Below are 26,055 nucleotides of genomic sequence, written 5' to 3'. Positions count from 1 at the left end.
TTCTAATATAGTAGTTCTATAGACAATGGAGACAAACAAATGCGCTTCGTCATGGCCGCCGCCGCGCTCGGCGCCCTCTTCCTCTCCGTCCCTGCGGCCTTTTCGGCGGAGGGCGACACCAAAGGCGTGAAGCAGAAGTTTTCACTCACACTGGACGGCGCCAAGAAAGCGGCCGCCGCCGCCGAGGCGGAGGCTCTCAAGAACGGCTGGAATGTCGTGATCGCCATCGTCGACGACGGCGGCAATCTTCTCTATCTCCAGCGCCTCGACGGCACGCAGGCCTCGTCGTCCGAGACCGCCACGCGCAAGGCCCGCACCTCGGCGCTGTTCAAGCGGCCGACCAAGGCGCTCGAGGACGCTGTCGCCGGCGGCCGCGTCGCGCTGCTGAGCCTGCCCAATGTCACCCCGCTCGAGGGCGGCGTCCCGCTCGTCTATAAGGGCGAGATCATCGGCGCGATCGGCGTTTCCGGCGCTACGTCGCAGCAGGACGCGCAGGTCGCCAAGATCGGCGCCGACACACTCGTGCAGTAAGGCGGATTACTCGAGGAACAACGTCCGCGCTCCCCGATGTTCGGAGCGCGGACGCCACAGCGATCAGCACTCACTCGCTTCTGCTGCTAGCATATTGTTTTTAAAAGTTTATTCGGCATTCTCCTTGCATCTTGATCGCAGTCGAACCTATCGTTCTCACGCGATCGAAGAGGAGGCGTCGAATGGCGTCGCGCGAATTTCGCCGCATGCTGGAAGGCTATGGGCTGACGACGGCAAATATTTTCTACCGTCTGCCCGATCATCCCGCGATCATGCAGTCCTACATCTGGCAGGACTACGATCTGCAGCCCGAATTTCCGCAATTGCGCAAATTCCTGGATTTCTGGCAGAGGAGTCTCGATGGGCGGCTCCACTCGGTGCAAGTGGCGCATAGCGGCCTCATTCGCCCGGCGGAAATCTCGCTGGTGGGCGAGGAGTTCCGTCTGCACTGAGATTCGCAGCTCGAATCCTTCTCCCACAAGTGGGAGAAGGGGACGCGAACTTTTTTTAGCCGAAGCAGGCGCCGCGAGGGGCGCTGGCCGCTCACAAATGGATCGAGCGCTTGGCGACGCCGAGCGCCGCTTCCTTGATCGCCTCCGACAAGGTCGGATGCGCGTGACAGGTGCGGGCCAGATCCTCGGCCGCGCCGGAGAACTCCATCAGCACGCCGCCCTCGGCGATCAATTCGCCGGCGTCCGAGCCCAGAATATGCACGCCGATCACGCGGTCGGTGGCGGCGTCGGCCAGCACTTTGACGAAACCCTCCGTCTGCCGATTGGCGCGCGCGCGGCCATTGGCCGAGAAGGGGAATTTGCCGACATTATAGGCGACGCCCGCCGATTTCGCCTCCTCCTCGGTCATGCCGACCCAGGCGACCTCGGGCATCGTATAGACCACAGAGGGAATGACCCCGTAATTCACATGCCCCGCCTGGCCGGCGAGGATTTCCGCCACGGCGACGCCCTCCTCCTCGGCCTTATGGGCCAGCATGGCGCCGCGCACCACATCGCCGATGGCGAAAATTCCCGGCACATTCGTGCGGAAATGCTCGTCGATGACGACGCGCCCGCGCTCGGTGGCGACGGCGGTCTCCTCGAGGCCGAGGCCCGCCGTATAGGGAATGCGGCCGGTGGCGATCAGCACGGCGTCCGCGACGATCGGGGTGCCGCCGCCGCCCTTGGTGGAGGCGTAGGCGACCGAGACGCCCTCCGCGGTCTTCTCGATCTTGGTGACCTTGGCGGCGAGATGGAAGGCGAAGCCCTGCTTCTCCAGAATCTTCTGGAAGCGCGTCGCGATCTCGGCGTCGGCGCCCGGCAATATGCGGTCGAGATATTCGATGACCGTCACCTGCGCGCCGAGCCGGCGCCAGACCGAGCCCAGCTCGAGGCCGATGACGCCGGCGCCGACGACGACGAGATGCTTGGGCGCGGAGTCGAGCTCGAGCGCCCCGGTCGAAGAGAGAATCGTCTTCTCGTCGAAGGCGATCTCCTTGCCGTCCACGTCGCGCAGCGGCGCGACCGCCGAGCCCGTCGCGATCACGATATTTTGTGTTTCGAGAATCTGCGTCCCGCCATTCTCGTCGGTCACCTCGACGCGTCCGGCGCCGAGAATGCGGCCGACGCCATGATATGAATCGATCTTGTTCTTCTTGAACAGAAAGGCGACGCCGCCGACATTGGCGGCGACCGTATCGGCCTTGTGCTTCATCATCGTCTTCAGATCGAGGCGCGGCGGATCGACGATCACGCCGAGATCGGCGAGGCCATGGGCCGCCTCGTCGAACATATGCGAGGCGTGCAGCAGCGCCTTGGAGGGGATGCAGCCGACATTGCCGCAAGTGCCGCCATGGGTGGCGCGCTTCTCGACGACGGCGGTCTTGAGGCCGAGCTGCGCGGCCCGGATCGCGCAGACATAGCCGCCCGGCCCCGTGCCGATGACGATGAGATCATAAGCCATCCGCCAACTCCCTTTGTCGCACCGCGATCGATCGCCAGATATCTTTTATCGAAGGAGAATATCCGCTTCGCAGGGCGAAGGTCGAAACATTTCTTTCGCATCTGCTCGAGAGCCGCGCGTCGTGGGCCTGCCACGGGCGCGTCATGGGCGCGTCATGGGCCTGCCGAGAGCAGACGCTCATAGGCGTCGAGCGTCGCGCCGCACATGCGCTCGACGGAAAAATGCGTCTGCACATGCAGCCGCGCGCGGTTCGTCAACCCCTCCCGCGCGGAGGGGCGCAGCTCCAGCGCCTCGCGAATCGCGCGCGCCAGCGCGGCCGCATCGCCGGCCGGAGCGCGCCAGCCGGTCGCATCCGCGGCGTCGACCTGCGGCGAGGCGAGCACGGTCTCCACGGCGGCGCCGAGATCGGAGACGATCACCGGCGCGCCCATCGCCTGCGCCTCTATGGCGATGCGGCCGAAGGCTTCCGGCGTCGTCGAGGGCGCGACGGCGACGGCGGCGGCGAGATAGGCGGCCGGCATATCGGCGCAATAGCCGGGCGTGCGCACGATTCCCGCGAGACCGGCGCGCGCGATATGGGCATCGACATTGGCGCGAAAGGCCGCATTGGGCGCGTCGCCGACGCAGACGAAGCGCACATCGCAGAGACCCTCGCCGACGAGTTGCTTCGCCGCCTCGACGAGCACGAGATGGCCCTTGCGCGCCGAGAGCCGCGCCGGCAGCAGCACGACTCGCTCATGCCGCGCGACGCCCCAGGAGGCGCGCACGCGCTCGACGCGCGCCGGTTCGACGGCGGAGGGCGAGAAGGCGCGCAGATCGAGCCCGCGCGCGATCACGACGATGCGCCGCTCGGCCTGCGGATAGAGCGCGGCGACATGGCAGGCGGTGAAATGCGAATTGGCGATGACGAGATCGCCCGCCGCCATGATCGAATTATAGCGCTGCTTGATGGGCGAGGCGCCGCCATAGATGCTGTGGAAAGTGGTGACGAAACGCGCGCCCGCTCGGCGTGCGGCGTAATGGCCGACCCAGGCGCAGGCCCGCGAGCGCGCATGGACGATATCCACCACCTCCTCGCGCAAGATGCGCGCGAGGCGGAAGGAGTTCAGCGCCATCGACAGCGGATTCTTCGTCGCGGCGGGGAAAGGCAGCCAGACCCCGCCCTTGGCCTGCAGCTCGCTGACCATGCGGCCGCCCTCGGAGGCGACGAGCGCGCGCGCGCCGGCCAAATGCAACGCCTCGGCGATGTCGATCGTCGCGCGTTCGGCGCCGCCGGACTGGAGATCGGGCACGATCTGCAAAATCGTCCGACCCGCGAGCGGGCGGCTGGTCGAGGGGAAGCCGTGGAAATTCTCTAGCATGGAGCCGATCTGCCCAGTAAACGAGATCGTCGTCGTGGTCGAGAGGCGAGGGGGCCTTCTTCGCCTCAGAAATGGGCCGGCAATATGGCCCCTTTGGTCCGCAGATCGGACCATGTTATTGAGCAGCCGAGAAATTTTTATTCATTGGAGCGTCGGCGCGCCCGCGCCGCGGAGGAGTGGATGGCTGTGGACGGCGTCGAGGAGGGATTGAGCTTCGTCGATCTCGCCCTCGCGGGGCAGGAGCCCTGGCGCATCGCCCGCCGCTTTCGCGCCGCGCGCGGGCCGGGGGCGGAGCGCCCCGGCGTCATGTTGCTCGGCGGCTTCAAATCCGACATGCTGGGCGCCAAGGCCTCGCATCTCGACGCCTGGGCGGAACGTGAGGGGCGCGCTTTCCTGCGTTTCGATTATTCCGGCCATGGCGAATCGAGCGGACGCTTCGAGGATGGAACGATCGGCGATTGGCTCGCGCAGAGCCTCGCCGTCTTCGACGCTTCGACGCGCGGCCCGCAGATTCTCGTCGGCAGCTCGATGGGCGGCTGGCTCGCTCTGCTGATGGCGCGCCGCCTCGCCGAAACTGGCCGCCGCTTGCACGGCCTCGTGCTGATCGCGCCCGCCGTCGATTTCACGCAAGAGCTTTTGTGGAAGAACGCCGACGAAAACATTCGCCGCGCGATTCTCGAAGAGGGCGCATGGCTGCGCCCCTCGCCCTATGCGCCGGAGCCGACGCCGATCACGCGCAGGCTCATCGAGGAAGGACGCGCGCATCTCATGCTCGGCGACCTCATTCGCGTCGACGCGCCCGTGCATATATTGCAGGGGATGCGCGACGAGGACGTGCCCTATCGCCATGCGCTGCGGCTCATGGATTGCCTGGCGAGCGATCCCGTCGTGCTGACGCTGGTGATGGAAGGCGACCATCGCCTCTCGCGCGACGCGGACCTCGACCATCTCACGGCCACGATCGAGGCGCTCGGCTAGAGCGCTTTCCGATCGAACGGAATCGTTCGATCGATCAGAATTCGCTCCAACGAAAGAAAGCTAGACCACTATCCGATCCAATCGGATCGGATAGTGGTCTAAGTCGCGCTCCAGCTCCGCCGCAGCAATGCTCGAAGCTTTGCAGTACCGTGTGTTAGGCATAACGGCTGCTTTCCGAAGCGCTAAAGGATTCAATAAAGATTGTCCCATTAACCTCCATTCTTAAGGAAGCGCCATGTCAGGCGCTCTTGATCGAGAGACGCGAATGCTATCGCGGATAGTCCCGCGCGCGTCACCTGATCGGGCCTGGGAATGAAGAGTCATGATGCTCTCGAAAAAGGCTATGCCGCTGGTATTGTGCGCGGCAATGTGGTCGACGGCGCGCGCCGCCGACTGGTATACGGGCGCTCCCGCAGAGGAGACGCCGCCCCCTCCTGCTACGCCTCAGCCGACCGTCTCCATCGATCTTTCTGTCGATGGCACGTCGCGCAGCTCCATCGCCGGCGCCGCCATCGGCAAGATCGCGCCTTTCGGCTCGCTCGCGGAGAGCGGCCCGCGCATTCGCGTCTCGACCGTCATCGGCAAATACGCCTATGACGCGAGCGATCTTCCCGTCTTCATCCCCGTCGGCGCGGCTTTCATTCCGAGCAATTCCGGCTATGGGCGCGTGCATGGAACGCTCGAGGACGGCTCCTTCATGGTCGGCTACGAGGTCGTCACCAATCAGGGCGGCGTCGCTGTCTATGTCGGCCCGGATGTGATGAATCACAGCCTGTCGCCTTTCGATCCGGGGAATCAGGTGCGCGGCGTTTCCGTCGGCGCCAAGGTCGGAGTCGAGGCCTTCACGCGGCCGACCGACTCCACCATGCTGGCGCTCATCGCCTATTATTCGACGGTTCACAATTCTTACTACACGCGGCTGAAATTCGGCGTCGAGCTCGCCGATTATGTCTATGTCGGCCCGGAGGCGCTGGCGCTCGGCGATGATTATTTCGCGCAATGGCGCGTCGGCGCGCATGTCACCGGATTGAAATTCGGCGCGCTGCAGATCGGCGTCTCCAGCGGCTATCTGCGCGATCGCGTGCGCGGCAGCGGCGCCTATGGAATTCTCGACACGCATATCGCTTTCTGATTCCACGGCCGATTTTTCCGGCCGGCCAGTTTCATTCGTCCTTTATCGAAGGCGTCGCCATGTCGACCTTGCGCTTTCTCGCTTTTCTCCTGTTCGGCGCCGTCGCCGTCGCTCTCGCCACGCAGCCGGTCAGCGTGCAGGCGCAGCTCGTCACCAGTCTCGCCGTCATCTTCCTGCTCGCGGCGCTGTGGAAATTCGCGCGCGGCCCGGAATCGCGCCAGCTGTTCATCGCGCTCGCGCTGTTCGTGGTGCTGCGCTATGTCTATTGGCGCGTCACCTCCACTCTGCCGCCGCTCTCCGATCCGGTCGGCCTCACCTGCGGCTCCATATTGCTCGCCGCCGAGCTCTATTGCGTGGCGATGCTGTTCCTCACGCTCGTCGTCAACGCCGAGCCGCTGACGCGCGAGCCGGCGCCGCAGATCGAGGACGAGGCGCTGCCGGTCGTCGACGTGCTGGTGCCGAGCTATGACGAGGACGCCGCCATTCTCGCGACGACTCTCGCGGCGGCGAAATCCATGGATTATCCCGCCGATCGTCTGAATGTCTTCCTGCTCGACGACGGCGGCACGGATCAAAAATGCGCGCATCCCGATCCGCAGATCGCCGAGCGCGCCCGCGCGCGCCGCGCCGCTCTGCAAGAGCTCTGCGATGCGCTCGGCTGCTATTATCTCACGAGAGAGCGTAACGAGCACGCCAAGGCCGGCAATCTCAACGCCGCGCTCGAGCATGTCTGCGGCGATATCGTCGTCGTGCTGGACGCCGATCACGCGCCCTTCCGCTCCTTCCTGCGCGAGACGATCGGCTATTTCTTCGAGGATGATCGGCTCTTTCTGGTGCAGACGCCGCATGTCTTCCTCAATCCCGATCCGATCGAGCAGAATCTGCGCACCTTCCGCCGCATGCCCTCCGAGAACGAGATGTTCTATGGCGTCACGCAGCGTGGGCTCGACAAATGGAACGCCGCCTTCTTCTGCGGCTCGGCTGCGCTGCTGCGCCGCGCCGCGCTGGATGAGGCCGGCGGCTTCTCCGGCGTCTCCGTCACCGAGGATTGCGAGACGGCGCTGGAGCTGCATGCGCGCGGCTGGACCAGCGTCTATGTCGACAAGCCGCTCGTCGCTGGATTGCAGCCGGAGACTTTCGCCGCCTTCATCGGCCAGCGCGTGCGCTGGTGTCAGGGCATGCTGCAAATCTTCCTGCTGCGCAATCCGCTGCTGAAGCACGGCCTCGAGCCCTTGCAGCGGCTCGGCTATCTGTCGAGCATGAGCTTCTGGTTCTTTCCCTTCCCGCGTCTCGTCTTCATGCTGGCGCCGCTCGCCTTCATCCTCTTCGACGTGAAGATCTTCGTCTCCAACATAGAAGAGGCGATCGCCTATACCGCGACCTATGTCGTCGTGAATGCGATGCTGCAGAATTATCTCTTCGGCAAGGTGCGCTGGCCCTGGGTGTCGGAACTCTATGAATATTGCCAGGGCGTGTTCCTGTCCAAGGCGATCGTCTCGGTCTTTCTGCGGCCGCGCAGCCCGTCCTTCGAGGTGACCGCCAAAGGCTCGGCGCCGACGCAGGATCGCCTCTCCGAATTCGCCTGGCCCTTCTTCGCCATCTATGGATTGCTCGCGCTCGCCGCCGTCGTCGCCGTCTATCGTTGCGTCGCCGAGCCGGGCGTGCGCCAGCTGATGTTCTTCGTCGGCCTGTGGAACATGTTCAATCTCGTCACCGCCGGCGTCGCGCTCGGCGCCGTGGCGGAGCGTCGCCGTCGCGAGACGCATCCCCATCTTGCCGTAGAGCGTCGCGGGGCGCTGACTCTCGGCGAGGCGCATATTCGCGTCGCCATAGAGGAGGTCTCGGCCGGCGGCTGCCGCCTGCGCGCCGCGACAGACGCCGACGCCGAGGCGCTCGCCGCCGCGAAGCTCTCGGAGGGGCGTCTCTTCATCGACTCCTGCGTCGACGCCGCGCGCCGCCCGAGCCTCGCCGCGCGCATCGTGAGCGTCGCGCCGGACGGACGCCGCGCCGTCGCCTTCGCGCTTTCGCAGCCGCAGGATTATCTCGCGCTCGCCGATCTCATGTATGGCGACGCCTCCGCGCTCGAGCGCTTCCTCGCCGCGCGCCGCAAGCACAAGGGCATTGTCGCCGGCACGGTGCAGTTTCTCTGGTGGGGCGCGATCGAGCCTTTGCGCGCCTTCGCCTATCTGCGCCCGCGCGCCGGCGATCCCTCGCTGCGCGAGCCGCCGCCCTTCGCCGATCTCTCCACCCTCATCGGCCGTCGCCAGCCGCGTCTGCGAGCGCCGGCGCAGGAAAGAGTCCCGGCGCAGGAAAGCAGTTCGACGCAGGAGAGAAGGCCGCCCGCCATAGAGCGCAAGCGCTCCTCCACCGATGAGAAAATCTGATCCTCTCGCTCGCAAGACATTCTCGAAAAACAAGACATTCTCGAAAAAAATGAGTGCCAAGATGCAGTTCCGAGTCCTCGCCGCTCTGCTCGCGACCACGACGGCGCTGACGCCGATCGCGGCCTTTGCCCAGGCGATCTTCACGACGGCGCCGCAAGAGCAGCTGTTCCGTTTGAAATTCGACAGGCCGAGGCCGTCCGTCTCCGGCCTCCAGCCGATCGTCCCCGCGCATTTCGCCGCACGCGCGCCGTCTCGCGAGGTCGCCGCCGTCGAGATTCCCGCGACGCCCGCCGCCGTCCCGGCGCACGCGCCATCGCCTGCGCCCGTAGCGGCTCCTCCACTGGCGCCGCGGCCGCCCATCGCCGGCGCGATGCTGCGGCATCTCACCAATAATATTCAGGGCTATCGCCTCGCCGGCGAGATCGGCGCCTCGGAATGGCCGATCTATGTCACCGAGGCGCAGGCGTCGCGTCGGCTGCAATTTCGCGTCGGCTATCTCGCCGCCGTGTCGGTGATGCCGGAAGCCTCGGCGCTGACGCTGACGATCAATGATCAGACGATCGGCGACACGCCGATCCGCGCGGTGCAGGAGGTCGAGACCATCGTCTTCGACATTCCGCCGGGCGTGATGCGGCCGGGCTTCAACTCGGTGCGGCTCTCGACGAGCCAGCGCCATCGCGTCGATTGCTCGCTCGAGGCCACTTACGAATTGTGGACGCAGATCGATCCGACCGAGACGGGCCTCGTGCTGCCGGAGGACGACGCCGGAGTCGCCAGCCTCGCCGATCTCGGCGCGCTGCCGCCGGACGAGCAGGGCGCGCTGCCGATCCGCGCCGTGCTCGGCGCCAATGCGCGCCCCTTCGAGATCGAGCGCATGTTGCGCGCGGCGCAGGCGATCTCGCTGGCCGGGCGTTTCGAGCAGCCCGTCGTCGACGCGGGCCCCGCGGCCGGCGGGCGCTATGGCGCCAATCTCTTCGTCGGCGCGGTCGCCGAGCTCGCCGGCAGAGTCGATCTCTCGCGCGCCGGCCCGATCGACGAGCCGCGCGCTTTCGTGCTGCCGGCGGCGCCCGGACGGCGCGCCAGCATCGTCGTGACGGGCGCGACCTCGGCGCAGGTCGACGAGGCGATCCGCCGCCTGCTCGTCTCGCCGGCGCCCAAGGGCTCGCCGCAGGGATTGCGCGCCACCGCCGCTTTTCCCGGCTATCGGCTCGATGGCGGCCGCAAGGTGAAGCTGCGCGATCTCGGCGTCGCCAGCGAGGAGTTCACCGGCCATCTCTATCGCGCCGCCTTCAACATCGTCATGCCGCCGGATTTCTATGCGGCGGATTACGGCAATGCGCTGCTGCGCCTCGCCGGCGGCTATGCGGCCGGGCTCGACTCCAATGCGCAGATCGTCGTCAAGGTCGACGAGCGCACGGCGGTCAGCCTCAATCTCTTGAAAGCCTCGGGCGAGGTGTTCCGCGACAATCCGCTGCCGCTGCCGCTCGGCTTTCTCAAGCCAGGCCTCAATCGCATCGAGATCGAGGCGCATGTGCCGACGAGCCAGGACGCCGATTGCGATCCGCTCGCCTCGCTGCGCGCGGCCAAGCGCTTCCTGTTCCTCGACGAGACGGAGATCGAGCTGCCGCCGATCGCGCGCATCGCGCGAATGCCCGATCTGGCGGTGACGGCGAGTGGCGGTTTCCCTTACGCCGGCTCCAAAGGGCGGCCGAAGCTCTATATGCCCTCGCTCGATTCCGACGCGGTCGGCGCGGCGGCGACGATCGTCGCGCATTTCGCCATCGCCGCCGGCAAGCCGATCGATTTCGAGATCGTCGATACGCCGCCGGGCGAGGGCCAGGGGCCGACGCTCGCCGTGGCGCCGCTCGATTCGTTCGACGCCGCGCTGCTGCAGCGTCTCGACATGCCGGCGGACATGCTGCGCGAGGCCTGGGGTCCGCATCTGACCGCCGATCGCCGCAAGGCCTCGGAGAAGCGTCTCTCGCAGCTCGAGATCGCCGCGCGCAATCGCTTCGTGTTGCAGCGCAATTTCCCCATGGCCTGCTACGCGCCGCGCATGATGCTCGACAAGACGATCACCGCCCAGGCCATGCCCGCGACCGCGGCGCCGGCCGGCGAGCCGGAGCGCCTCGATTTCGCGCCCGTCGGCTCGGTGCGGCGAAGCATAGAGCGCGGCGAGGGCGAGCAGGATCTGCTCGAGGCCTGGCGCGACGATCTGCGCCGCGAGGGGCGCTGGGGCTATGGCGTCGTCGAGCGGCTGCGCGTCGCGGGCGCCTGGAGCGCCGCGCGCGTCGCCGATGCGGCGCAATGGTTGCGCGCCGGCTTCGAGGCGGAGGCGGCCGACCGCGCCGCCACGCAGCACGCCTCGCTGGCGATGAGCCAGACGATCACCGGCGACACGGCCAAGGACGTCTGGACCATCGTCACCGCGCCCAACGCCGCGACGCTGGCGGAAGCCTCCGCCTGTCTCGTCGATCCGCGCGTCACGCGCCGCGTGCAGGGCCAGCTGGCCATGCTCGACATGACCAATGCTTCCATTGCGGCGACCGCGGCCGACAGTCCGCGCTTCATCGTCACGCGTCCGCTTTCTTTCGGCAATCTCAGGCTCATCGCCGCCGGCTGGATGTCGCTGCATCCCGGCGTCTATGTCGGCCTCGCCATTCTCGCCGCGGCGCTCTTCGCCGCTTCGACGCGCTGGCTGACGCGCAATATCGGAAGGAGCTCGCGATGAGAATTCTGTCCCTCGCGGCCCTCGCCGCTCTCGGCCTCGCGGTCGCCTCGGCGCCGACGGCGCCGCGCGCGGAGCCTCTCGCCGAGATCGCCGCGGCGATCGGCGTCCCGCTCTCGCTCGACGCGCATAAGATGAAGCTCGGCGGCGCGCTCAAGGCGCCCGACGCCTGGACAGCCTATAAGAAGCGCTTCATCGCCGAGCAGGGCCGCGTCATCGACACGGCCAATGATCAGGTCAGCCATAGCGAGGGGCAGGGCTACGCCATGCTGCTCGCCGTCGCCGCCAATGATCGCGCAACCTTCGATCGCCTATGGGGCTGGACGCGCGCCAATCTCATGGTGCGCAACGACGAGCTCGTCGCCTGGCGCTTCGATCCGCAGCATCGACCCGCCGTCGGCGATATGAACAATGCTTCGGACGGCGATCTGCTGATCGCTTGGGCGCTGGCGGAAGCGGCCGATCATTGGGACGATCTGCCTTATCGCATGGCGGGGCGGCGCATCGCCGTGGAGCTGTCGCGCAAAGTGGTGCTGTTCAAGACGAAGATCGGCGCGCTGCTGCTGCCGGCGGTCGCCGGCTTCAACGCCTCGGACCGCTCCGACGGACCGGTGGTCAATCTCTCCTATTACGTCTTCCCGGCCTTTGCGCGGCTGGACAGCGTCGCGCCGGAGGTGGATTGGGCGGGCCTCACTCAGACGGGCCTCGATCTGCTCGAGGCGACGCGGCCGACGCCGCAGGCCCTGCCCGCCGATTGGGTCGCGCTCGAAGGCTGGCGGGCGCGGCCGGCCGAAGGCTTCGCGCCGGAGTTCGCCTATAACGCCGTGCGCATCCCGCTCTATCTCGCCTGGGCGGGCGTCGGCGAGCGCGCCCAATACGCGCCTTTCCTCGCCTGGGCGCAGCGCGCCAAGGCGGCGCCGCCGATCGTCGACGTCTTGACCGGCAATGACGTCGGCCAGTTCGGCGGGGCGGGCATCGCCTCGATCGCCGCGCTGGTCGGCTGCGTCGTCGACGGCGCCAAGCTGCCCGCAGACTTCGCCGCTCCCAAGGCCGATGAAGACTATTACCCCGCCACTCTGCATCTGTTGGCGCTGCTCGCGGCGCAAATGAGGTATCCGTCGTGTCTCACCAATTGAGAGCCCTCCTCGTCGCGGCCTGCGCCGTCTCTCTCTCGGCGGTCCCTTTCGCGCTCCGCGCTCAAGGCGCCGCGCCGCAATCCATCCTCGTCGCGCCGGCCCGCGCCGACGCTCCATCCGCCGAGCGCGAGAAGCCCGACGATCTCGCTCTGCGCTATTACGCGGCGCTCGATCAGCGCGCGCGCGTTCGCGCCGAATTCTCGCGGCTGCGCCGTCTCTATCCCAATTTCGAGCCGCCGGCCGATCTCTACGGTCCGCGCCGCGGCGACATAGACGAGGCGGGGCTTTGGGAGCTCTTCTCGGCCGACAAGCTCGACGAATTGCACGAGACGATCGCGGCGCGCCGCAAGGACATGCCCGGCTGGCGCCCCTCCGAGGATCTGTTGCGCAAGCTCGAGCAAAAGGAGCAGCGCAATACGATCTTCGCCTTCTGGCGCGAGGGGCGCTGGCTCGACATCGCCTCCTTCGCGCGCGACAGCCGCTATTTCGCGGCCAACGCCGATGTCGAGGCGCAATGGGCGATCGCCGAGGCCTTCGCGCGCACCGGCCAGATCAATGAGGCCGCCGACGTCTATAAGGCGATCTTCGCCTCCAACGAGGACAAGCATCTGCGCCTCGCCACCATGCAGAAGGCGATGGCCACGCTGCATATGAGCGATGTCGAGGCGCTGCTCGTCGAGGCGCGCAAGACCTCCAAAGGGCCGGATGACGAATTCGTCCCCGTCGCCATAGACATCACCCGCGCGCGCATCGTCGCCGTGCTGCGCGACGAGCGCAAGGACGAGATTTCCGCCGACGAGCTGCAGCGCTTCGAGAGCTTCGCCAGACTGACGCGCGCGCCGCAGCAGCTCGGCCTCGTCGCCTGGCTGCAATATAAGCGCCGCGATTTCCGCGCCGCGCTCGAATCCTTCAAGGCGGCGATCGAGAATGGCGGCGACGCGATGATCGCGCATGGCCTCGCCCATACGCTGCGCGCGCTCGATCTGCGGCGCGAGGCGGAGGAGGTCTCCTACGCCTGGCGCGCGCCGCTGGTGAACAATGGCATCCTTTTTCTCGACCTGCTCGAGCGCGATCTCACGCAGGAGACGCCGGCCTATGTCGAGCCGGCGCGGCTCGCCCGCTATGCGGCGGTGACGATCGAATCGGCCTCGGGCGAGGGCGCGCAGGGCCTCGGCTGGTACGCCTATAATTCCTGCCAGTTCGACGTCGCGCGTTTCTGGTTCGAGCGCGCGGTCGCCTGGTTCCCGAAAGAGGCGACCGTCTATGGCTATGTGCTGACGCTCAAGCGCTTGCGCAAGGACAAGGAGGCGCTGGAGCTCATCAACCGCTATGACGGCCTGTTTCCGAAGGTCGTCGAGCTGTTGTTCGCGGATGATTATTATCATCCGCCCTTCCCTTGCGACTCGCGCGTCGCCGCCAAGGCGCATGGGCCGGCGGTGAAAATGGCCGGCTATATCGTCCCGGGGCCGGCGGGCCCGGCGCTCGCGGCGGAGCGCGATCGGCTACGCGTCGAGGTCGAGAAGAAGGAGACGACGACGCCGGACGCCGCCAAGCTGGCCGCGCAGACGCAGGATCGCGACCGCGTGCTGAAAGCTGTGCGCGGCAAATTCCCGATCGCCGTCACGGCGGAAAATCCGCTGCGCTTCGCGCCTTTGTCCTCGGTCGTCGCCGCGCGCTCGGCCTTCGCGCCGCCGGCGCCGATCGCGGTCGCCGCGCCCGTCGGCCTGCGGCCGGAGCCGGCGCCCGGCAAGGCGCCGCTGGTGGCGCGGCGCGTGCCGGGCGTCGGCCCGATGCCGTCCGAGCGCTATGGGTTCATTCTCTCGCCGGGTTGGAACGCCGTCGATCTCGCGACTTGGCCGCCGGCCTCCGAGCAGGTCGCGCCGCTCGGCACGCAATGGGCCAATCAGGAGGCCGATCCGGCCTGGATCGGCCAGCAGAAGGCCGACGCCGCCACCAAGCTCTCGGCCAGCGCGGCCGAGCATGTCGCGACCGCCATGGCGCCCCGCAACCGTTACGGCGCCGCGCCGCCGCCGCCGGACCTCGCCGCTATGCTCTCCCTCCCGTCGGCCAAGCAGAGCCAGACCCGTTGATCCTTTCGGAGATTGCGTCATGAGACATTTTTCGAGACATTCGCCGCCGCTGCTGATTTTGGCGCTCGGCCTCTCCGCCTGCTCGACCATGCCGACGCGCGGCGTTCTCGCCGTCGATCCGACGCCGACCGGCGCCACCGCCGGCCCGCCGGCGGCGCAGGGCGTCGAGGCGCGCAGCGGCGCCGCCTCCATTCTGGCGCTGCCCGCCGAGGCGCGCGTGCGCGGCGGCCTCGAGGAGCGCCGCTACGCCAATGGCTGGCGCCAGAGCGTCGCGCTCGACCGCGCTTTGATGGGCAAGGGCTGGAACGAGCTGACGATCGACATGCGCGTGGCCCCGGCGGGGAGCGGCCGCGAGGGCGAGATCCCGATGGGCAGGCCGACCGAGGAGGGGGTGCGTCAGGAGCTGGCGATGCGCTTCCCGACGACGCGCATGCGTATCCTCGCCAAGCCGCTGCGCAATGAGCTCGGCCCCTTCGGCCTCGCTGTGGGGCCGGGGCCGGAAGGGACGCGCTGCGCCTTCGCCTGGCAATGGGTCGACGATCTGCGCGCCGTCGCCCGCCCCGAGGCCGCCGCCACGACGATCGTCCGCGGCGACGAGATCCCGGCCTCGATCCGGTTGCGCCTGTGCCGCAAGGGCGTCGCCGAGCAGCAGCTCGCCGATTGGTTCTCGCGGCTGCGCGCCACCGAGGCCGCCAATGTGGAGCGCGTCGTCGAAGCCGCGCGCAACGGCGTCGACGCTCCGGCCCCGACGCCCGCCGCCGGCGACCGGCTCGCGGCGCCGGGAACGGTGGCGAGCATCGCCGCTCCGACGAAGCGGCCGTTCGCCCATAAGGTCAGGGCGCGGCCCGCCCATCGCCACGAGGAGACGACGACCGAGGTTCGTCGCTATAGCGAGCCGGCGAGGCCCATAGAGGCCCGCGCGGCCTCGGTCCGCCTCGATCCGGCGCTGCCGCCCCAGGCGTTCGCCGGGCCGCCCAAGCCAACGGCGCGGTGAGGGTCGATCGCCCAGGACCCTGACGCCCGAGGCCTTGACACTCTCCCCTCGGCCGTCGATGCTGCCGAACAAAATGTTCGGCATATCGAACAGGAGAGAAGAATTTGGCCAATGCGCTTCCTGCCATAGAGACGTTGTCCTCTTCGGACCCGCTCAATGGGCGCATCGTCGAGTTCCCGCTGGACCAGCCGCTCCTCACCGACGGAGGCGGCTGCGTCGCGCCTTTGACGATCGCCTATCAGACCTATGGCGAATTGAACGCCCAGCGCTCCAACGCCATTTTGCTATGCCATGCGCTGACCGGCGACCAGCACGCCGCCAATGTGCATCCGCTGACCGGCAAGCCGGGCTGGTGGGATGTGATGGTCGGTCCCGGCAAGCCCTTCGACACGGAGCGATTTTTCATCGTCAGCTCCAATGTCGTCGGCGGTTGCCTCGGCACATCGGGTCCGTCCTCGATCAATCCCGCGACCGGCCGCGCCTATGGGCTCGATTTTCCGGTCGTCACCATTCACGACATGGTGCGCGCCCAGGCGATGCTGATCGATCATCTGGGCATAGACACGCTGTTCTGCGTCGCCGGCGGCTCGATGGGCGGCATGCAGGTTCTGCAATGGGCGGCGAGTTATCCCGAGCGCGTGTTCTCGGCCATGCCGATCGCCACCGCGCCCAAGCATTCGTCGCAGAATATCGCGTTTCACGAGGTCGGCCGTCAGGCGGTGATGGCCGATCCCGACTGGCGCGGCGGGCGCTATCTCGAATATGGGATAAGGCCGGAGAAAGGCCTCGCCGTCGCGCGCATGGCCGCGCATATCACCTATCTCTCGGAGCCGGCGCTGCAACGCAAATTCGGCCGCAAGCTGCAGGACCGCGCCGCGCCCACCTTCTCCTTCGACGCCGATTTCCAGATCGAGAATTATCTGCGTCATCAGGGCATGGCCTTCGTCGACCGTTTCGACGCCAATTCCTATCTCTATGTCACGCGCGCCTGCGATTACTTCGATCTCGCGGCCGATTACGGCGGCTCGCTGGCGCAGGCGTTCAAGGGAACCAAGACGCGTTTTTGCGTCGTCTCCTTCAACACCGATTGGCTCTATCCGACCTCCGCCTCGCGCGCCATCATGCATGCGCTCAACGCCGGCGGCGCCTCGGTCTCCTTCGTCGAGATCGACAGCGACAAGGGCCATGACGCGTTTCTCGTCTATGAGCCGGATTTCATCGCGACGACGCGCGGCTTTCTCGAAGCCGCCGCGGCGGCGCGCGGCCTGCCGCGGGTCTCGGGAGGTTCGAGCCGATGAACGCCCCCTCCTTTCCGCAGAGCGAGCAGGCGCGTCCGCAGAGCGCGCAGGCGCGCTCGGTCCGCCTCGATCTCGCCGCCGTCGCGGCGATGGTCGCGCCCGGCAGCCGCGTGCTCGACGTCGGCTGCGGCGATGGCGCGCTGCTGCAATTGCTGGCCGAGACCAAGCAGGTCGACGGACGCGGCGTGGAATTGTCGCAGCGCGGCGTCAATGATTGCGTCGCCAAGGGCCTGTCGGTCATTCAAGGCGACGCCGACACCGATCTGCGCGACTATCCGACCGACGGATTCGACTATGTGATTCTCTCGCAGACCTTGCAGGCGACGCATCACCCGCGGCAGGTGCTCGTCGACATGCTGCGCATCGGCCGGCGGGCGATCGTGTCCTTCCCCAATTTCGGCCATTGGAAAGTGCGCCTGTCGCTGCTGGCCAAAGGCCGCATGCCGCAGACCACCACTCTGGCGCACGCCTGGTACGACACGCCCAACATACATCTCTGCACGATCAGGGATTTCGTCGATCTCGTGGAAGCGCTGGGGGCGCATATAGAGCGCGGCGCCGCGCTCGATCACGCTGGCGCGCCGATCCGCGTGAACGCGCCCTGGTGGGTGTGGAACCTGTTCGGCGCGCAGGCGATCTTCCTGCTCGAGCGCGATCCGCCGAAAAAAATATCGTCTTTTGCTGCGAAAAATACTTAGGCGATTGAATTCGGCGGCGCTCGGCGGCTGCGTAATACTGCGGAGGCGACGAGCGCGCATTCGCCGCCGCGCCGCCGCGAGATTTACGAAAGATATGGAAATTCAAGGCCGAGCGCTGCTTTTCGCCTGCGCTCGAGCGTGTCTTAGACGCGCCTCGTGCGACCTCCTGTCCGGGAGCGACGGCTTTCCCAAGGGGAAGCTTCGCGATAGATTGCCCGCAATGACCGACGGACACGCGCCGATTTGCGCAAAAATCGTCGGCGACCGCGGGAGCGCGCTAATGTTGGAGCCGCCGTCTCTTCGGGACGTGCCGATGTTCGCGACTGTCGATGCGCAGTCGATGCAACGGTTGACGCGCGACGCGAAATTAGAACAATTCGAAGATGGACAGACGATTTTTCGTCAGGGCGATCGCGCGCTCTATGTGGCGATCGTGCTCGACGGCTTCGTGAAATTGACGCGCACCGCCTCCTGCGGCGACGAGACTCTCATCAATATCTGCAATATCGGCGAAAGCCTCTACGAGGCGCTGACGCCGGACGGCGAGAGCTATCGCATCGGCGCGGAAGCGGTCGGACATGCGCATGTGATGAAGCTGTCCGCGCCGCGATTTCGTTACATGCTGCGCGAATCTCCCTCGCTCGCGATGGCGGTGATCGAAGAGGCGTCGCGCAAATTGAACGGGCTCATCGGCGAGATCGAATCGCTCAAGGGGCAGACCGCCGAGCAGCGGCTCGCGCGTTTCCTCTTGTCGCTGTGCCCGCCGAACGCCGAATCCTGCTGCCTGCGGCTGCCCTATGACAAGCGGCTCATCGCCGCGCGGCTCGGCGTGAAGCAGGAGACGCTGTCGCGCGCTTTCGCCAAGCTGCGTGAGATCGGCGTGCGCACGGAGACGCGGGACGTCACCATCGAGAATGTCGCGCGCCTCTCCAGCGAATGCTGCGGCGGCGAGCGCGAGCCCGGTCTGCCCTCCGAGCGCCGCGATCTGATCGAGAGCCGCGGCGCGCTCGCCTGAGCCTCCAGCCGCCCGCGCGCTCGCCTTAATTTCGGCCTCGCATGACGCGATTCTCCGCCGCTCGCGCGCGACGCGCGGACGAAGGGGAATTACGCATGAAACGGATTTTTTCGACGGCCATTTTCATTCTCGCGGCCAATGGCGCCGCGCTCGCCGGCGCCACGACGGATGGAGCCGGCGCATTGTCCCTGGCGGCGCTGGCCGGCAAGCATTCGCCGGCGGTCAAGCCGGCCGAGAAGGCGGCGCTCGCCAAGCTCGCCGACGGCCATGCCACGATCCCTTTCCCCAAGGGCAAGACCATCGAGGTCGTCGTCGATGCGATCAGCTGCCGTTCGAGCAATGTGGACATCACGCAGCACGCATGCGAATTGACCTTCGGCGAGAAGAAGGCGCAAGTCGCCGGCCGCCTCGCCCATGAGATATTCGCGACGCTGCTCGAGGTCGGCGTTCCGCCGGACGGCGCCGCCGGAACGATTTATGCTGCGGTCTCGGCTCTCGACTGCACGGTCGATCCGGGCGAGATCGCGCAAAAGGCCGGCGGCGGTGCGCAGTGCAAATACGAGCCGCCGAAGTGAGCGGCCGAGGAGGTCAGTTGAGCCAGCCGGAAACGACGGTCCAGACAACAGTTTATGTGTGCACTGTTTGCCGCGGCAAGGACGATCCCGAAGCGCGTCCCGGCCAGGCGCTGCTGGAGGCGTTCGACGCGCGTCTGACCCCGGAGGATCGCGCGATCGTCGCGGCCGAGCCGGTGGAATGTCTCGGCGTCTGCTCGCGCCCCTGCACAGTCGCCATCGCCGCGCGCGGCAAATGGACCTATGTGCTGGGCGATTTCGACAATGCTGTCCATGTCGACGATCTCGTCGAAGCGGCGCGTCGCTATACGGCCTCGGAGAATGGCCTCGTGCCGAAGAAGGATCGGCCCGAGGCCATGCGCAAGGGCGTCGTGTCGCGCACGCCGCCGGCGCCGAGGGGGTGAGTGAGTAGCGAATAGCGAGATAGCGAATAGCGAGTAGCAAAAACTATTCGCTACTCGCTACTCGCTACTCGCTGTCTTCTACTCGCCCTTCTTCGCGCGCTCGATCGCCTCATTGATGATCTTGCGCGCCGCCTCGGCGTCGCCCCAGCCGGCCGCCTCGACCCATTTGCCGGGCTCGAGGTCCTTGTAATGGGCGAAGAAATGCTCGATCTGCCGCGTCGTGATCTCGGGCAGATCGGTGTAGGTCTGCACCTTGTCGTAGCGCTTGGTCAGCTTGGGCGCCGGCACGGCGATGATCTTCTCGTCGCCGCCGGCCTCGTCGCGCATATAGAGGACGCCGATCGGGCGCACCGCGATGAGCGCGCCGGGCGCGATCGGCCGCGTATTGGCGACCAGCACATCGCAGGGGTCGCCATCCTCCGACAGAGTGTGGGGAATGAAGCCGTAATTGCCGGGATAGCGCATGGACGTATAGAGGAAACGGTCGACGACGAGTGTTCCCGAGGCTTTGTCCAGCTCATATTTGATCGGCTCGCCGCCGAGCGGCACCTCGATCACGACATTGACTTCGAATGGAGGATTGGCGCCGATTTCAATGGCGTCGAGACGCATTTCATAACTCCTGGAGGGGGTAGTTCAGCGGACTGGCGCGGAGACGAATCCGAAGGCGACGCGCGTCAGCATGTCGTCGCCGAAGCGCTCTTCCGCGCGGCGTATGGTCAGGCCGCCGAGCCGGCGATAGAAGGCGAGCGCCTTGTCATTGTCGGCCAAGGCCCAGACCACGGTGGAGAGATAGCCGTGCTCGGCGAGCTCCTGCCTGGCGGCGTTGAACAGGCGTCGGCCGAAGCCGAGGCCCTGATATTCCGGCAGCAGGTATATCTCGAAAATCTCGCCCGAGTAAGGCATGGAGGGGACGCGATTGCGTCCATAGGTGACATAGCCGACGACTTCCCGTCCGAATTCCAGGACGAGAATGCCGCTGCCGCGCACGATCGCCCGCGCCCACCATTGCGGCCCGCGACGCGCGATCATGCGCTCGAGCTCGCCGCCCGGAATGACGCCGCGATAGGCGTCCCGCCAGGAGGCGTCGTGCACATGGGTGATCGCCTCGGCGTCGCCGGGTCCAGCGTGGCGAATGAGGGTGGCGGTCTCGACCATGGCCCCGATGTTAGGTCTCGAGGGCCTGTTTGGGCAAGAGCCGGGCGCCGACAAAGCGAACAAAAATAAAAGATCGCGGCGCCGAAACGGGGAGATCGGCGCCTGCCCCCTTTGGCCTCAAGACAATAGGCCGGTGGTCCAGCCGACGAGCAGAACCACGCCGATGAAGGCGCGGTAGGCGACGAAGGGCCAAGTCGAGAATCGCTCCAGAAAGCGCATCAGCCCCCAGATCGCGGCGAAGGCCGAAATGGAGGCGACCACGAGGCCGACGGCCAGCACCGACCAGCCATGCGCGTCGAGTTGCGCCTTATGCAATTCGTAGAGCTCTTTCAGGCCGGCGAGGGTGATCGCCGGCAGGCCGAGCAGGAAGGAGAATTGCGCCGCCTGCTCGCGCTTGAGGTCCAAGAACAGCGCCGCGGTCAAGGTCGAGCCGGAGCGCGAGACGCCCGGCACCAGCGCGCCCACCTGGGCGAAGCCGACGACCAGCGCGTCCTTCAGGCTCACATGCTCCAGCGTGCGGGAGTGGTTGCAATAGAGCTCGGCGATGGCGAGCAGCGCCGCCATGACGAGGCAGGAGATGCCGATGACCGGCAGGGTCCGCAGCGGCGAGCCGCAGGCGTTGAGCACGCCCGAGAGCGCGATTCCGGCGAGGCCGATCGGTATCGTCGCGAGGACGATCCAGACGACGAAGCGGAAATACCAGTCGCTGAAATCGCGCCTGGCGAGGGCGCGAACGGAGCCGAAGGCGATCTCGCGAATATCCTTCCAGAAATAGCTGACCACCGCAGCGAGCGCGGCGAGCTGCATGGCGGCCGAGAAGGCCGAGCCGGGGTCCTTCCAGCCGAGCAGCGCCGGCACGATGCGCATATGGGCGGTGGAGGAGATGGGGAGGAGCTCGGTGATGCCCTGCACGACGCCGAGCGCCGCCACTTTCGCATAGCCGAGCTCGACGAAGCCGGTGTCGAGACCTGAAGTGCAAGCCAAGGCCATGAAGCGCTCTCCGAAACGAGGCCCGCGGCCGCGCCCTCGGGGCGAATCGCCCCCCGCGCGGCGGTTATGGCCTTGTCTCAGACAGATGGTTAACGATCAACCTAGGACGCGAGCGAGCCGTCGAAAGAAGTCGCTCTCGGCCTCTGTGCGGCCGAGCGCCAGGGCTCGCCCGGCGCGTCGGCGTTGCGTCACAGGATTTCGGCGGGCGCCGGCCGCGGGCTCGTCGTCGCTCGCGCGGGGTCCGGCCCGATCACCGGCCGTAATAATCGCGATACCAGTCGACAAAGGCCGAGACGCCGTCCTCGACCGAAGTCTGCGGCCGATAGGAGGTGAGGCGCTCCAGCAGCGAGCAATCGGCGAAAGTGCGGGGCGCGTCGCCCTTCTGCATGTCGAGATAATTGCGGATCGCCGTCTTGCCCAGCTTGCGTTCGATCGCCTCGACGAAATCGAGTAGCCCCACAGGCTCGCCGCGCCCGATATTGACGATGCGGAAGGGAGCCACCGGCGAGACGGAGTCATCGGCGCCGATCTCCGGCGCGCGGTCCAGCAGGCGCGAGATCGCCTCGACGAGATCGCCGACATAGGTGAAATCACGCTGCATCTTGCCGTGATTGTAGATGTCGATCGGCTGCCCCTTCTCGATCGCGTCGACGAATTTGAACAGCGCCATATCCGGCCGGCCCCAGGGGCCGTAGACGGTGAAGAAGCGGAACATGGTCGTCGGAATGCGCCACAGATGCGCATAGGAATGCGCCATCGCCTCATTGGCTTTTTTCGTCGCCGCATAGAGCGTCAGCGGAAAATCGGCGCGCTCGCTCTCGAGGAAGGGAACATTCTGATTGCCGCCATAGACGGAGCTGGTCGAGGCCATCAGCAGATGGCGAACCGCGCGGGCGCGGGCGATCTCCAGCACATTGAAGCCGCCGACGAGATTGGCGTCGACATAGGCGCGCGGATTCTCGAGGCTGTAGCGAACGCCCGCCTGCGCGGCCAGATGGACGATGATCTCGGGCTCCGCCGTCTCCACCGCGCGGGTCAGCGCCGCCATATCCTCGAGCATGGCGATATGGGCGCGAAAGCCGGGAAAACGCGCGAGCTCGGCGTGGCGCGCCTGTTTCAGCGTCACGTCGTAATAGGGGGTCAGGCCGTCATAGCCGTCGACCTCGTAGCCGAGCTCGAGCAGGCGCTTTGCGAGATGGAAGCCGATGAAACCGGCCGTGCCGGTCACGAAGACGCGCATGCGACCGCTCCTGGAGCGCTTTCCGATAATCGTTCGATCGATCGGATCGGATAGCGCTCCTAGCGGGGGCGCGAGCCGTCCCGCCCCCTCTTGCGGAAAAGGCGCGCCGCTGTCAACTTTCGCGGCCTGACGAAACGCTTTTCACTTGGCCGCAAAAGGCGCTAAACATCGCGCCGAGCCTTTTATCCTCGAGCGGAACCGATCACCCATGGCGCGGCAGTTCATCTATCATATGAAGGGTCTGACCAAGACCTATCCGGGCGGCAAGAAGGTCCTCGACAACGTCCACCTCTCCTTCTACCCGGACGCGAAGATCGGCGTGCTCGGCGTCAACGGCGCCGGCAAATCGACGCTGCTTCGCATCATGGCCGGCATGGACAAGGAGTACACCGGCGAGGGCTTCGTCGCCGAGGGCGCCCGTGTCGGCTATCTGCCGCAGGAGCCGCAGCTCGATCCCGAGCTCGACGTGCGCGGCAATGTGATGCTCGGCGTCGCCGATAAGAAGGCCGTGCTCGACCGCTACAATGATCTCGCGGTGAATTACTCCGACGAGACCGCCGACGAGATGACCCGCCTGCAGGACGAGATCGAGGCCAAGGGCCTCTGGGATCTCGACAGCCAGGTCGATCAGGCCATGGAGGCGCTCGGCTGCGCGGCCGACGACGCCGACGTCGCCAAGCTCTCGGGCGGCGAGCGGCGCCGCGTGGCGCTCTGCCGCCTGCTGCTCGAGCAGCCGGAGATGCTGCTGCTCGACGAGCCGACCAACCATCTCGACGCCGAGACGGTGAACTGGCTCGAGGGCCATTTGCGCAATTATCCGGGCGCGATACTGATCGTCACCCATGACCGCTACTTCCTGGACAATGTGACGGGCTGGATTCTCGAGCTCGATCGCGGCCGCGGCATTCCCTACGAGGGCAATTACTCGACCTGGCTGAGGCAGAAGCAGAAGCGCCTCGCCCAGGAGAGCAGCGAGGACAAGGCCCGCCAGCGCGCCCTCGAGATGGAGAGCGAGTGGATCGCCTCCTCGCCCAAGGCGCGGCAGGCCAAGTCCAAGGCGCGCATTCAGCGCTATGAGGATCTCGTCGCCAAGCAGAACGAGAAGGCGCCGACGACCGCGCAGATCGTCATTCCGGTGGCCGAGCGCCTCGGCGACAATGTCATCGCCTTCGATCATTTGTCGAAGGGCTTCGCCGATCGTCTCCTGATCGACGATCTCTCCTTCAAGCTGCCGCCGGGCGGCATCGTCGGCGTGATCGGCCCGAACGGCGCCGGCAAGACGACCTTGTTCCGCATGATCACCGGCCAGGAGACGCCGGACAATGGCTCCATCACCGTCGGCGAGAGCGTGCAGCTCGGCTATGTCGATCAGTCGCGCGACGCGCTCGACGACAAGAAGACCGTCTGGGAAGAGATTTCCGCCGGCAATGACATCATCTATCTCGGCAAGCGCGAGATCAATTCGCGCGCCTATTGCGGCGCCTTCAACTTCAAGGGCTCCGATCAGCAGAAGAAGGTCGGCGGCCTCTCGGGCGGCGAGCGCAACCGCGTGCATCTCGCCAAAATATTGAAGCAGGGCGCCAATGTTCTGCTGCTCGACGAGCCGACCAATGATCTCGACGTCGACACGCTGCGCGCGCTGGAAGAGGCGCTCGACGATTTCGCCGGCTGCGCCGTGGTGATCTCGCATGATCGCTTCTTCCTCGACCGCATAGCGACGCATATTCTCGCCTTCGAGGGCGAGTCCCACGTCGAATGGTTCGAGGGCAATTTCGCCGATTACGAGGAGGACAAGAAGCGTCGCCTCGGCCTCGACAGCGTGGTTCCGCATCGGCTGAAATATAAGAAATTCTCGCGCTGAGCAGGGCGCGCCGCGCCCCCTCCCCGGCCCTCTCCCACGCAGCGGGCTATCGAACGCACATATCCTCGCCCCCACGACGTCTTGGCCGGGCTTGTCCCGGCCATCCACGCCAACACGCCGCGGCTTCTCGGATGGTTGGCGTGATGTCGAAGTTCCGGCGACCTCTCCGGGCCCTGCCACAAACCCGCCCGACGCAAGCCGAAATCCGTCTATTTCCTCAAATTTCTCAGCTGCTTGGCGTGGGTGGCCGGGACAAGCCCGGCCATGACGGCCGCTGGGTGTGAATCCGATAGCGCAAAGAGGGAGAGGGTGCGGGAGGGGGCTTTTCCGAATGTCCGAAGCGTGTGATCTCACGCCGGCTCTCGGCCCTTCGCCCGCGCCGGCCGCGGCGCTTCCTCGACCGGCGGCTCCACGACGCCACGGCAAATCTCGACGATCTCCCGCCGCAGCCAGGCGTGCGCCGGCTCGCGGTCTTGCAGCGAGTGCCAGACCATCAGCAGATCATAGGTCGGGAACTCGATCGGTATCTCCAAAATCTTTAGCGGCGCCAGACGCACGAAATGCTCGGCGATGCGCAGCGGCAGCGAGAAGACGAGATCGGTGCTCGCCAATATCCACGGCGCGGAGAGAAAATTCGGCACGACCAGCGCGACCTTGCGCGCGAGGCCGCGCTGCTCCAGCCAATCGTCGATGATCCCGGTGCCGGCCTCGCGGCGCGACATCAGCATATGCTTGGCCGCGACGAATTGCTCGAGGGTCGGCTCGTCGCTCGGAAAATCCGGATGGTCCGAACGCACCAGCGAGACGATGCGGTCGGTGTAGAGCCGCTCGCGCCGCACATAGGGCGTCGAATCCAAAATCACATCGAAGCCGATGACGAGATCGACATCGCCGGCGTCGGCCGCCTCGCGCAGCGAGCCCGACGTCTGCACGAGATGAATCTCCACATTGGGCGCCTGGCGGCTCACCGATTTCATCAGCGGCGGCAGCAGGCAGAATTCGACATAATCATTCGTCGCAATGGTGAAGCGCCGCTGCGTCGTCGCCGGCGAAAACGCTTTCGAGCCGCGGATCACCTGCTCGACCTCGTTCAATATCGCCGCGACCGGCTCGACGAGGGCGAGGGCGCGCTGGGTCGGCTTCATGCCCTGCGGCGTCTTCACCAGCACCGGATCATCGAGCTGCTGCCGCAAGCGTTGCAGCACATGGCTCATCGCCGATTGGGTGATGAACATCTTCTGCGCCGCGCGCGACACATTGCGCTCCTCCATCAAAAAATCGAAGGCGACGAGAAGATTGAGATCGAAGTTCCGCAGCTCGGTCATATGTCCGCCCTTCGTCCCTCGCGCGCCCCTCGCGCGAAACGAGGATCGCGCCTGAAGATGACGCCAGAACGGCGCCCGCCACGCCACTGAATTTTTTAGATAGTGCGATGAAAACAATGCATTTTACGTGAAGTCGAGACGGACCTTACCTCTCCTGACGGCCGCGCGGAAGAGCGCGCGGACGCAAGACGAAAAAAGGAGAGA

The 26,055-nt window shown here is 66.3% G+C and carries 22 protein-coding genes; 15 read left to right on the top strand and 7 right to left on the bottom strand.

Annotated features, from left to right (window positions below; all coding sequences use genetic code 11):
• Positions 1-39: 39 nt before the first annotated feature.
• A complete protein-coding gene (locus tag AC6IY7_RS06500) occupies positions 40-531 on the top strand; it encodes a GlcG/HbpS family heme-binding protein (protein WP_497782253.1) in 492 nt (163 codons plus the stop codon).
• A gap of 182 nt (positions 532-713) precedes the next feature.
• The gene (locus AC6IY7_RS06495; RefSeq protein WP_196407738.1) at positions 714-983 is read left to right on the top strand and encodes an usg protein; all 270 of its coding nucleotides are present in this window, start codon (positions 714-716) and stop codon (positions 981-983) included.
• 91 nt (positions 984-1,074) lie between these two features.
• Here AC6IY7_RS06495 and lpdA read toward each other — a convergent pair whose 3' ends face one another.
• Positions 1,075-2,487, bottom strand: a complete 1,413-nt coding sequence (gene lpdA, locus AC6IY7_RS06490) for a dihydrolipoyl dehydrogenase (protein ID WP_497782252.1) — start codon at positions 2,485-2,487, stop codon at positions 1,075-1,077.
• Positions 2,488-2,639: 152 nt separating this feature from the next.
• A complete protein-coding gene (locus AC6IY7_RS06485) occupies positions 2,640-3,848 on the bottom strand; it encodes a glycosyltransferase family 4 protein (RefSeq protein ID WP_497782251.1) in 1,209 nt (402 codons plus the stop codon).
• A gap of 180 nt (positions 3,849-4,028) precedes the next feature.
• Between AC6IY7_RS06485 and AC6IY7_RS06480 the strand changes: the two genes are divergently transcribed.
• The 12 genes from AC6IY7_RS06480 (at position 4,029) to AC6IY7_RS06425 (ending at position 19,277) form a co-directional block, all read left to right on the top strand.
• Positions 4,029-4,826: an alpha/beta hydrolase gene (locus AC6IY7_RS06480; protein ID WP_497782250.1), complete on the top strand. Its 798-nt coding sequence runs from the start codon at positions 4,029-4,031 to the stop codon at positions 4,824-4,826.
• 343 nt (positions 4,827-5,169) lie between these two features.
• The gene (bcsS, locus tag AC6IY7_RS06475; RefSeq protein WP_497782249.1) at positions 5,170-5,958 is read left to right on the top strand and encodes a cellulose biosynthesis protein BcsS; all 789 of its coding nucleotides are present in this window, start codon (positions 5,170-5,172) and stop codon (positions 5,956-5,958) included.
• Positions 5,959-6,017: 59 nt separating this feature from the next.
• Complete coding sequence (bcsA, locus tag AC6IY7_RS06470) at positions 6,018-8,342, top strand: UDP-forming cellulose synthase catalytic subunit (RefSeq protein ID WP_497782248.1); 2,325 nt, start codon at positions 6,018-6,020, stop codon at positions 8,340-8,342.
• A 61-nt stretch (positions 8,343-8,403) separates the two neighbouring features.
• Positions 8,404-11,073: a cellulose biosynthesis cyclic di-GMP-binding regulatory protein BcsB gene (locus AC6IY7_RS06465; protein ID WP_497782247.1), complete on the top strand. Its 2,670-nt coding sequence runs from the start codon at positions 8,404-8,406 to the stop codon at positions 11,071-11,073.
• Complete coding sequence (locus tag AC6IY7_RS06460) at positions 11,070-12,206, top strand: family 8 glycosyl hydrolase (protein WP_497782246.1); 1,137 nt, start codon at positions 11,070-11,072, stop codon at positions 12,204-12,206. Before AC6IY7_RS06465 ends, AC6IY7_RS06460 begins: the two co-directional genes overlap by 4 nt.
• Positions 12,191-14,296 (top strand): hypothetical protein, encoded by a 2,106-nt coding sequence (locus AC6IY7_RS06455; RefSeq protein WP_497782245.1) that lies wholly within the window; start codon positions 12,191-12,193, stop codon positions 14,294-14,296. Before AC6IY7_RS06460 ends, AC6IY7_RS06455 begins: the two co-directional genes overlap by 16 nt.
• Before the next feature lie 19 nt (positions 14,297-14,315).
• Positions 14,316-15,290, top strand: a complete 975-nt coding sequence (gene bcsN, locus AC6IY7_RS06450) for a cellulose biosynthesis protein BcsN (protein WP_497782244.1) — start codon at positions 14,316-14,318, stop codon at positions 15,288-15,290.
• Positions 15,291-15,415: 125 nt separating this feature from the next.
• Positions 15,416-16,588: a homoserine O-acetyltransferase MetX gene (gene metX, locus AC6IY7_RS06445; RefSeq protein ID WP_497782794.1), complete on the top strand. Its 1,173-nt coding sequence runs from the start codon at positions 15,416-15,418 to the stop codon at positions 16,586-16,588.
• On the top strand, positions 16,585-17,286 hold the full coding sequence (metW, locus tag AC6IY7_RS06440; RefSeq protein WP_497782243.1) for a methionine biosynthesis protein MetW: 702 nt from the start codon (positions 16,585-16,587) through the stop codon (positions 17,284-17,286). Before metX ends, metW begins: the two co-directional genes overlap by 4 nt.
• Before the next feature lie 313 nt (positions 17,287-17,599).
• Positions 17,600-18,301, top strand: a complete 702-nt coding sequence (locus AC6IY7_RS06435; RefSeq protein WP_497782242.1) for a Crp/Fnr family transcriptional regulator — start codon at positions 17,600-17,602, stop codon at positions 18,299-18,301.
• Positions 18,302-18,396: 95 nt separating this feature from the next.
• Complete coding sequence (locus AC6IY7_RS06430; RefSeq protein WP_497782241.1) at positions 18,397-18,876, top strand: hypothetical protein; 480 nt, start codon at positions 18,397-18,399, stop codon at positions 18,874-18,876.
• Between the two features lie 17 nt (positions 18,877-18,893).
• Complete coding sequence (locus AC6IY7_RS06425) at positions 18,894-19,277, top strand: DUF1636 family protein (RefSeq protein ID WP_497782240.1); 384 nt, start codon at positions 18,894-18,896, stop codon at positions 19,275-19,277.
• Positions 19,278-19,355: 78 nt separating this feature from the next.
• Here AC6IY7_RS06425 and ppa read toward each other — a convergent pair whose 3' ends face one another.
• From ppa to AC6IY7_RS06405, 4 genes are all read right to left on the bottom strand, one after another.
• Entirely contained in the window at positions 19,356-19,889 is a 534-nt protein-coding gene (gene ppa, locus AC6IY7_RS06420; protein ID WP_497782239.1) for an inorganic diphosphatase, read from the bottom strand.
• A 24-nt stretch (positions 19,890-19,913) separates the two neighbouring features.
• Positions 19,914-20,435 carry a GNAT family N-acetyltransferase gene (locus tag AC6IY7_RS06415; RefSeq protein ID WP_497782238.1) on the bottom strand — a complete coding sequence of 174 codons (522 nt, stop codon included), beginning with the start codon at positions 20,433-20,435 and terminating at the stop codon, positions 19,914-19,916.
• A 117-nt stretch (positions 20,436-20,552) separates the two neighbouring features.
• On the bottom strand, positions 20,553-21,425 hold the full coding sequence (gene uppP / locus AC6IY7_RS06410; protein ID WP_497782237.1) for an undecaprenyl-diphosphatase UppP: 873 nt from the start codon (positions 21,423-21,425) through the stop codon (positions 20,553-20,555).
• A 250-nt stretch (positions 21,426-21,675) separates the two neighbouring features.
• Positions 21,676-22,665 carry an NAD-dependent epimerase/dehydratase family protein gene (locus AC6IY7_RS06405; protein ID WP_497782236.1) on the bottom strand — a complete coding sequence of 330 codons (990 nt, stop codon included), beginning with the start codon at positions 22,663-22,665 and terminating at the stop codon, positions 21,676-21,678.
• Positions 22,666-22,873: 208 nt separating this feature from the next.
• On the opposite strand from AC6IY7_RS06405, the gene ettA reads away from it, so the two are divergent.
• Entirely contained in the window at positions 22,874-24,526 is a 1,653-nt protein-coding gene (ettA, locus tag AC6IY7_RS06400; protein WP_497782235.1) for an energy-dependent translational throttle protein EttA, read from the top strand.
• 350 nt (positions 24,527-24,876) lie between these two features.
• Here the strand turns inward: ettA and AC6IY7_RS06395 are convergent, their stop codons facing one another.
• Positions 24,877-25,851, bottom strand: a complete 975-nt coding sequence (locus AC6IY7_RS06395) for a LysR family transcriptional regulator (RefSeq protein WP_497782234.1) — start codon at positions 25,849-25,851, stop codon at positions 24,877-24,879.
• Positions 25,852-26,055 lie beyond the last annotated feature (204 nt).

This window comes from Methylosinus sp. is20ea, assembly GCF_059718135.1.
This window is presented reverse-complemented; position numbering and strand designations above follow the sequence as displayed.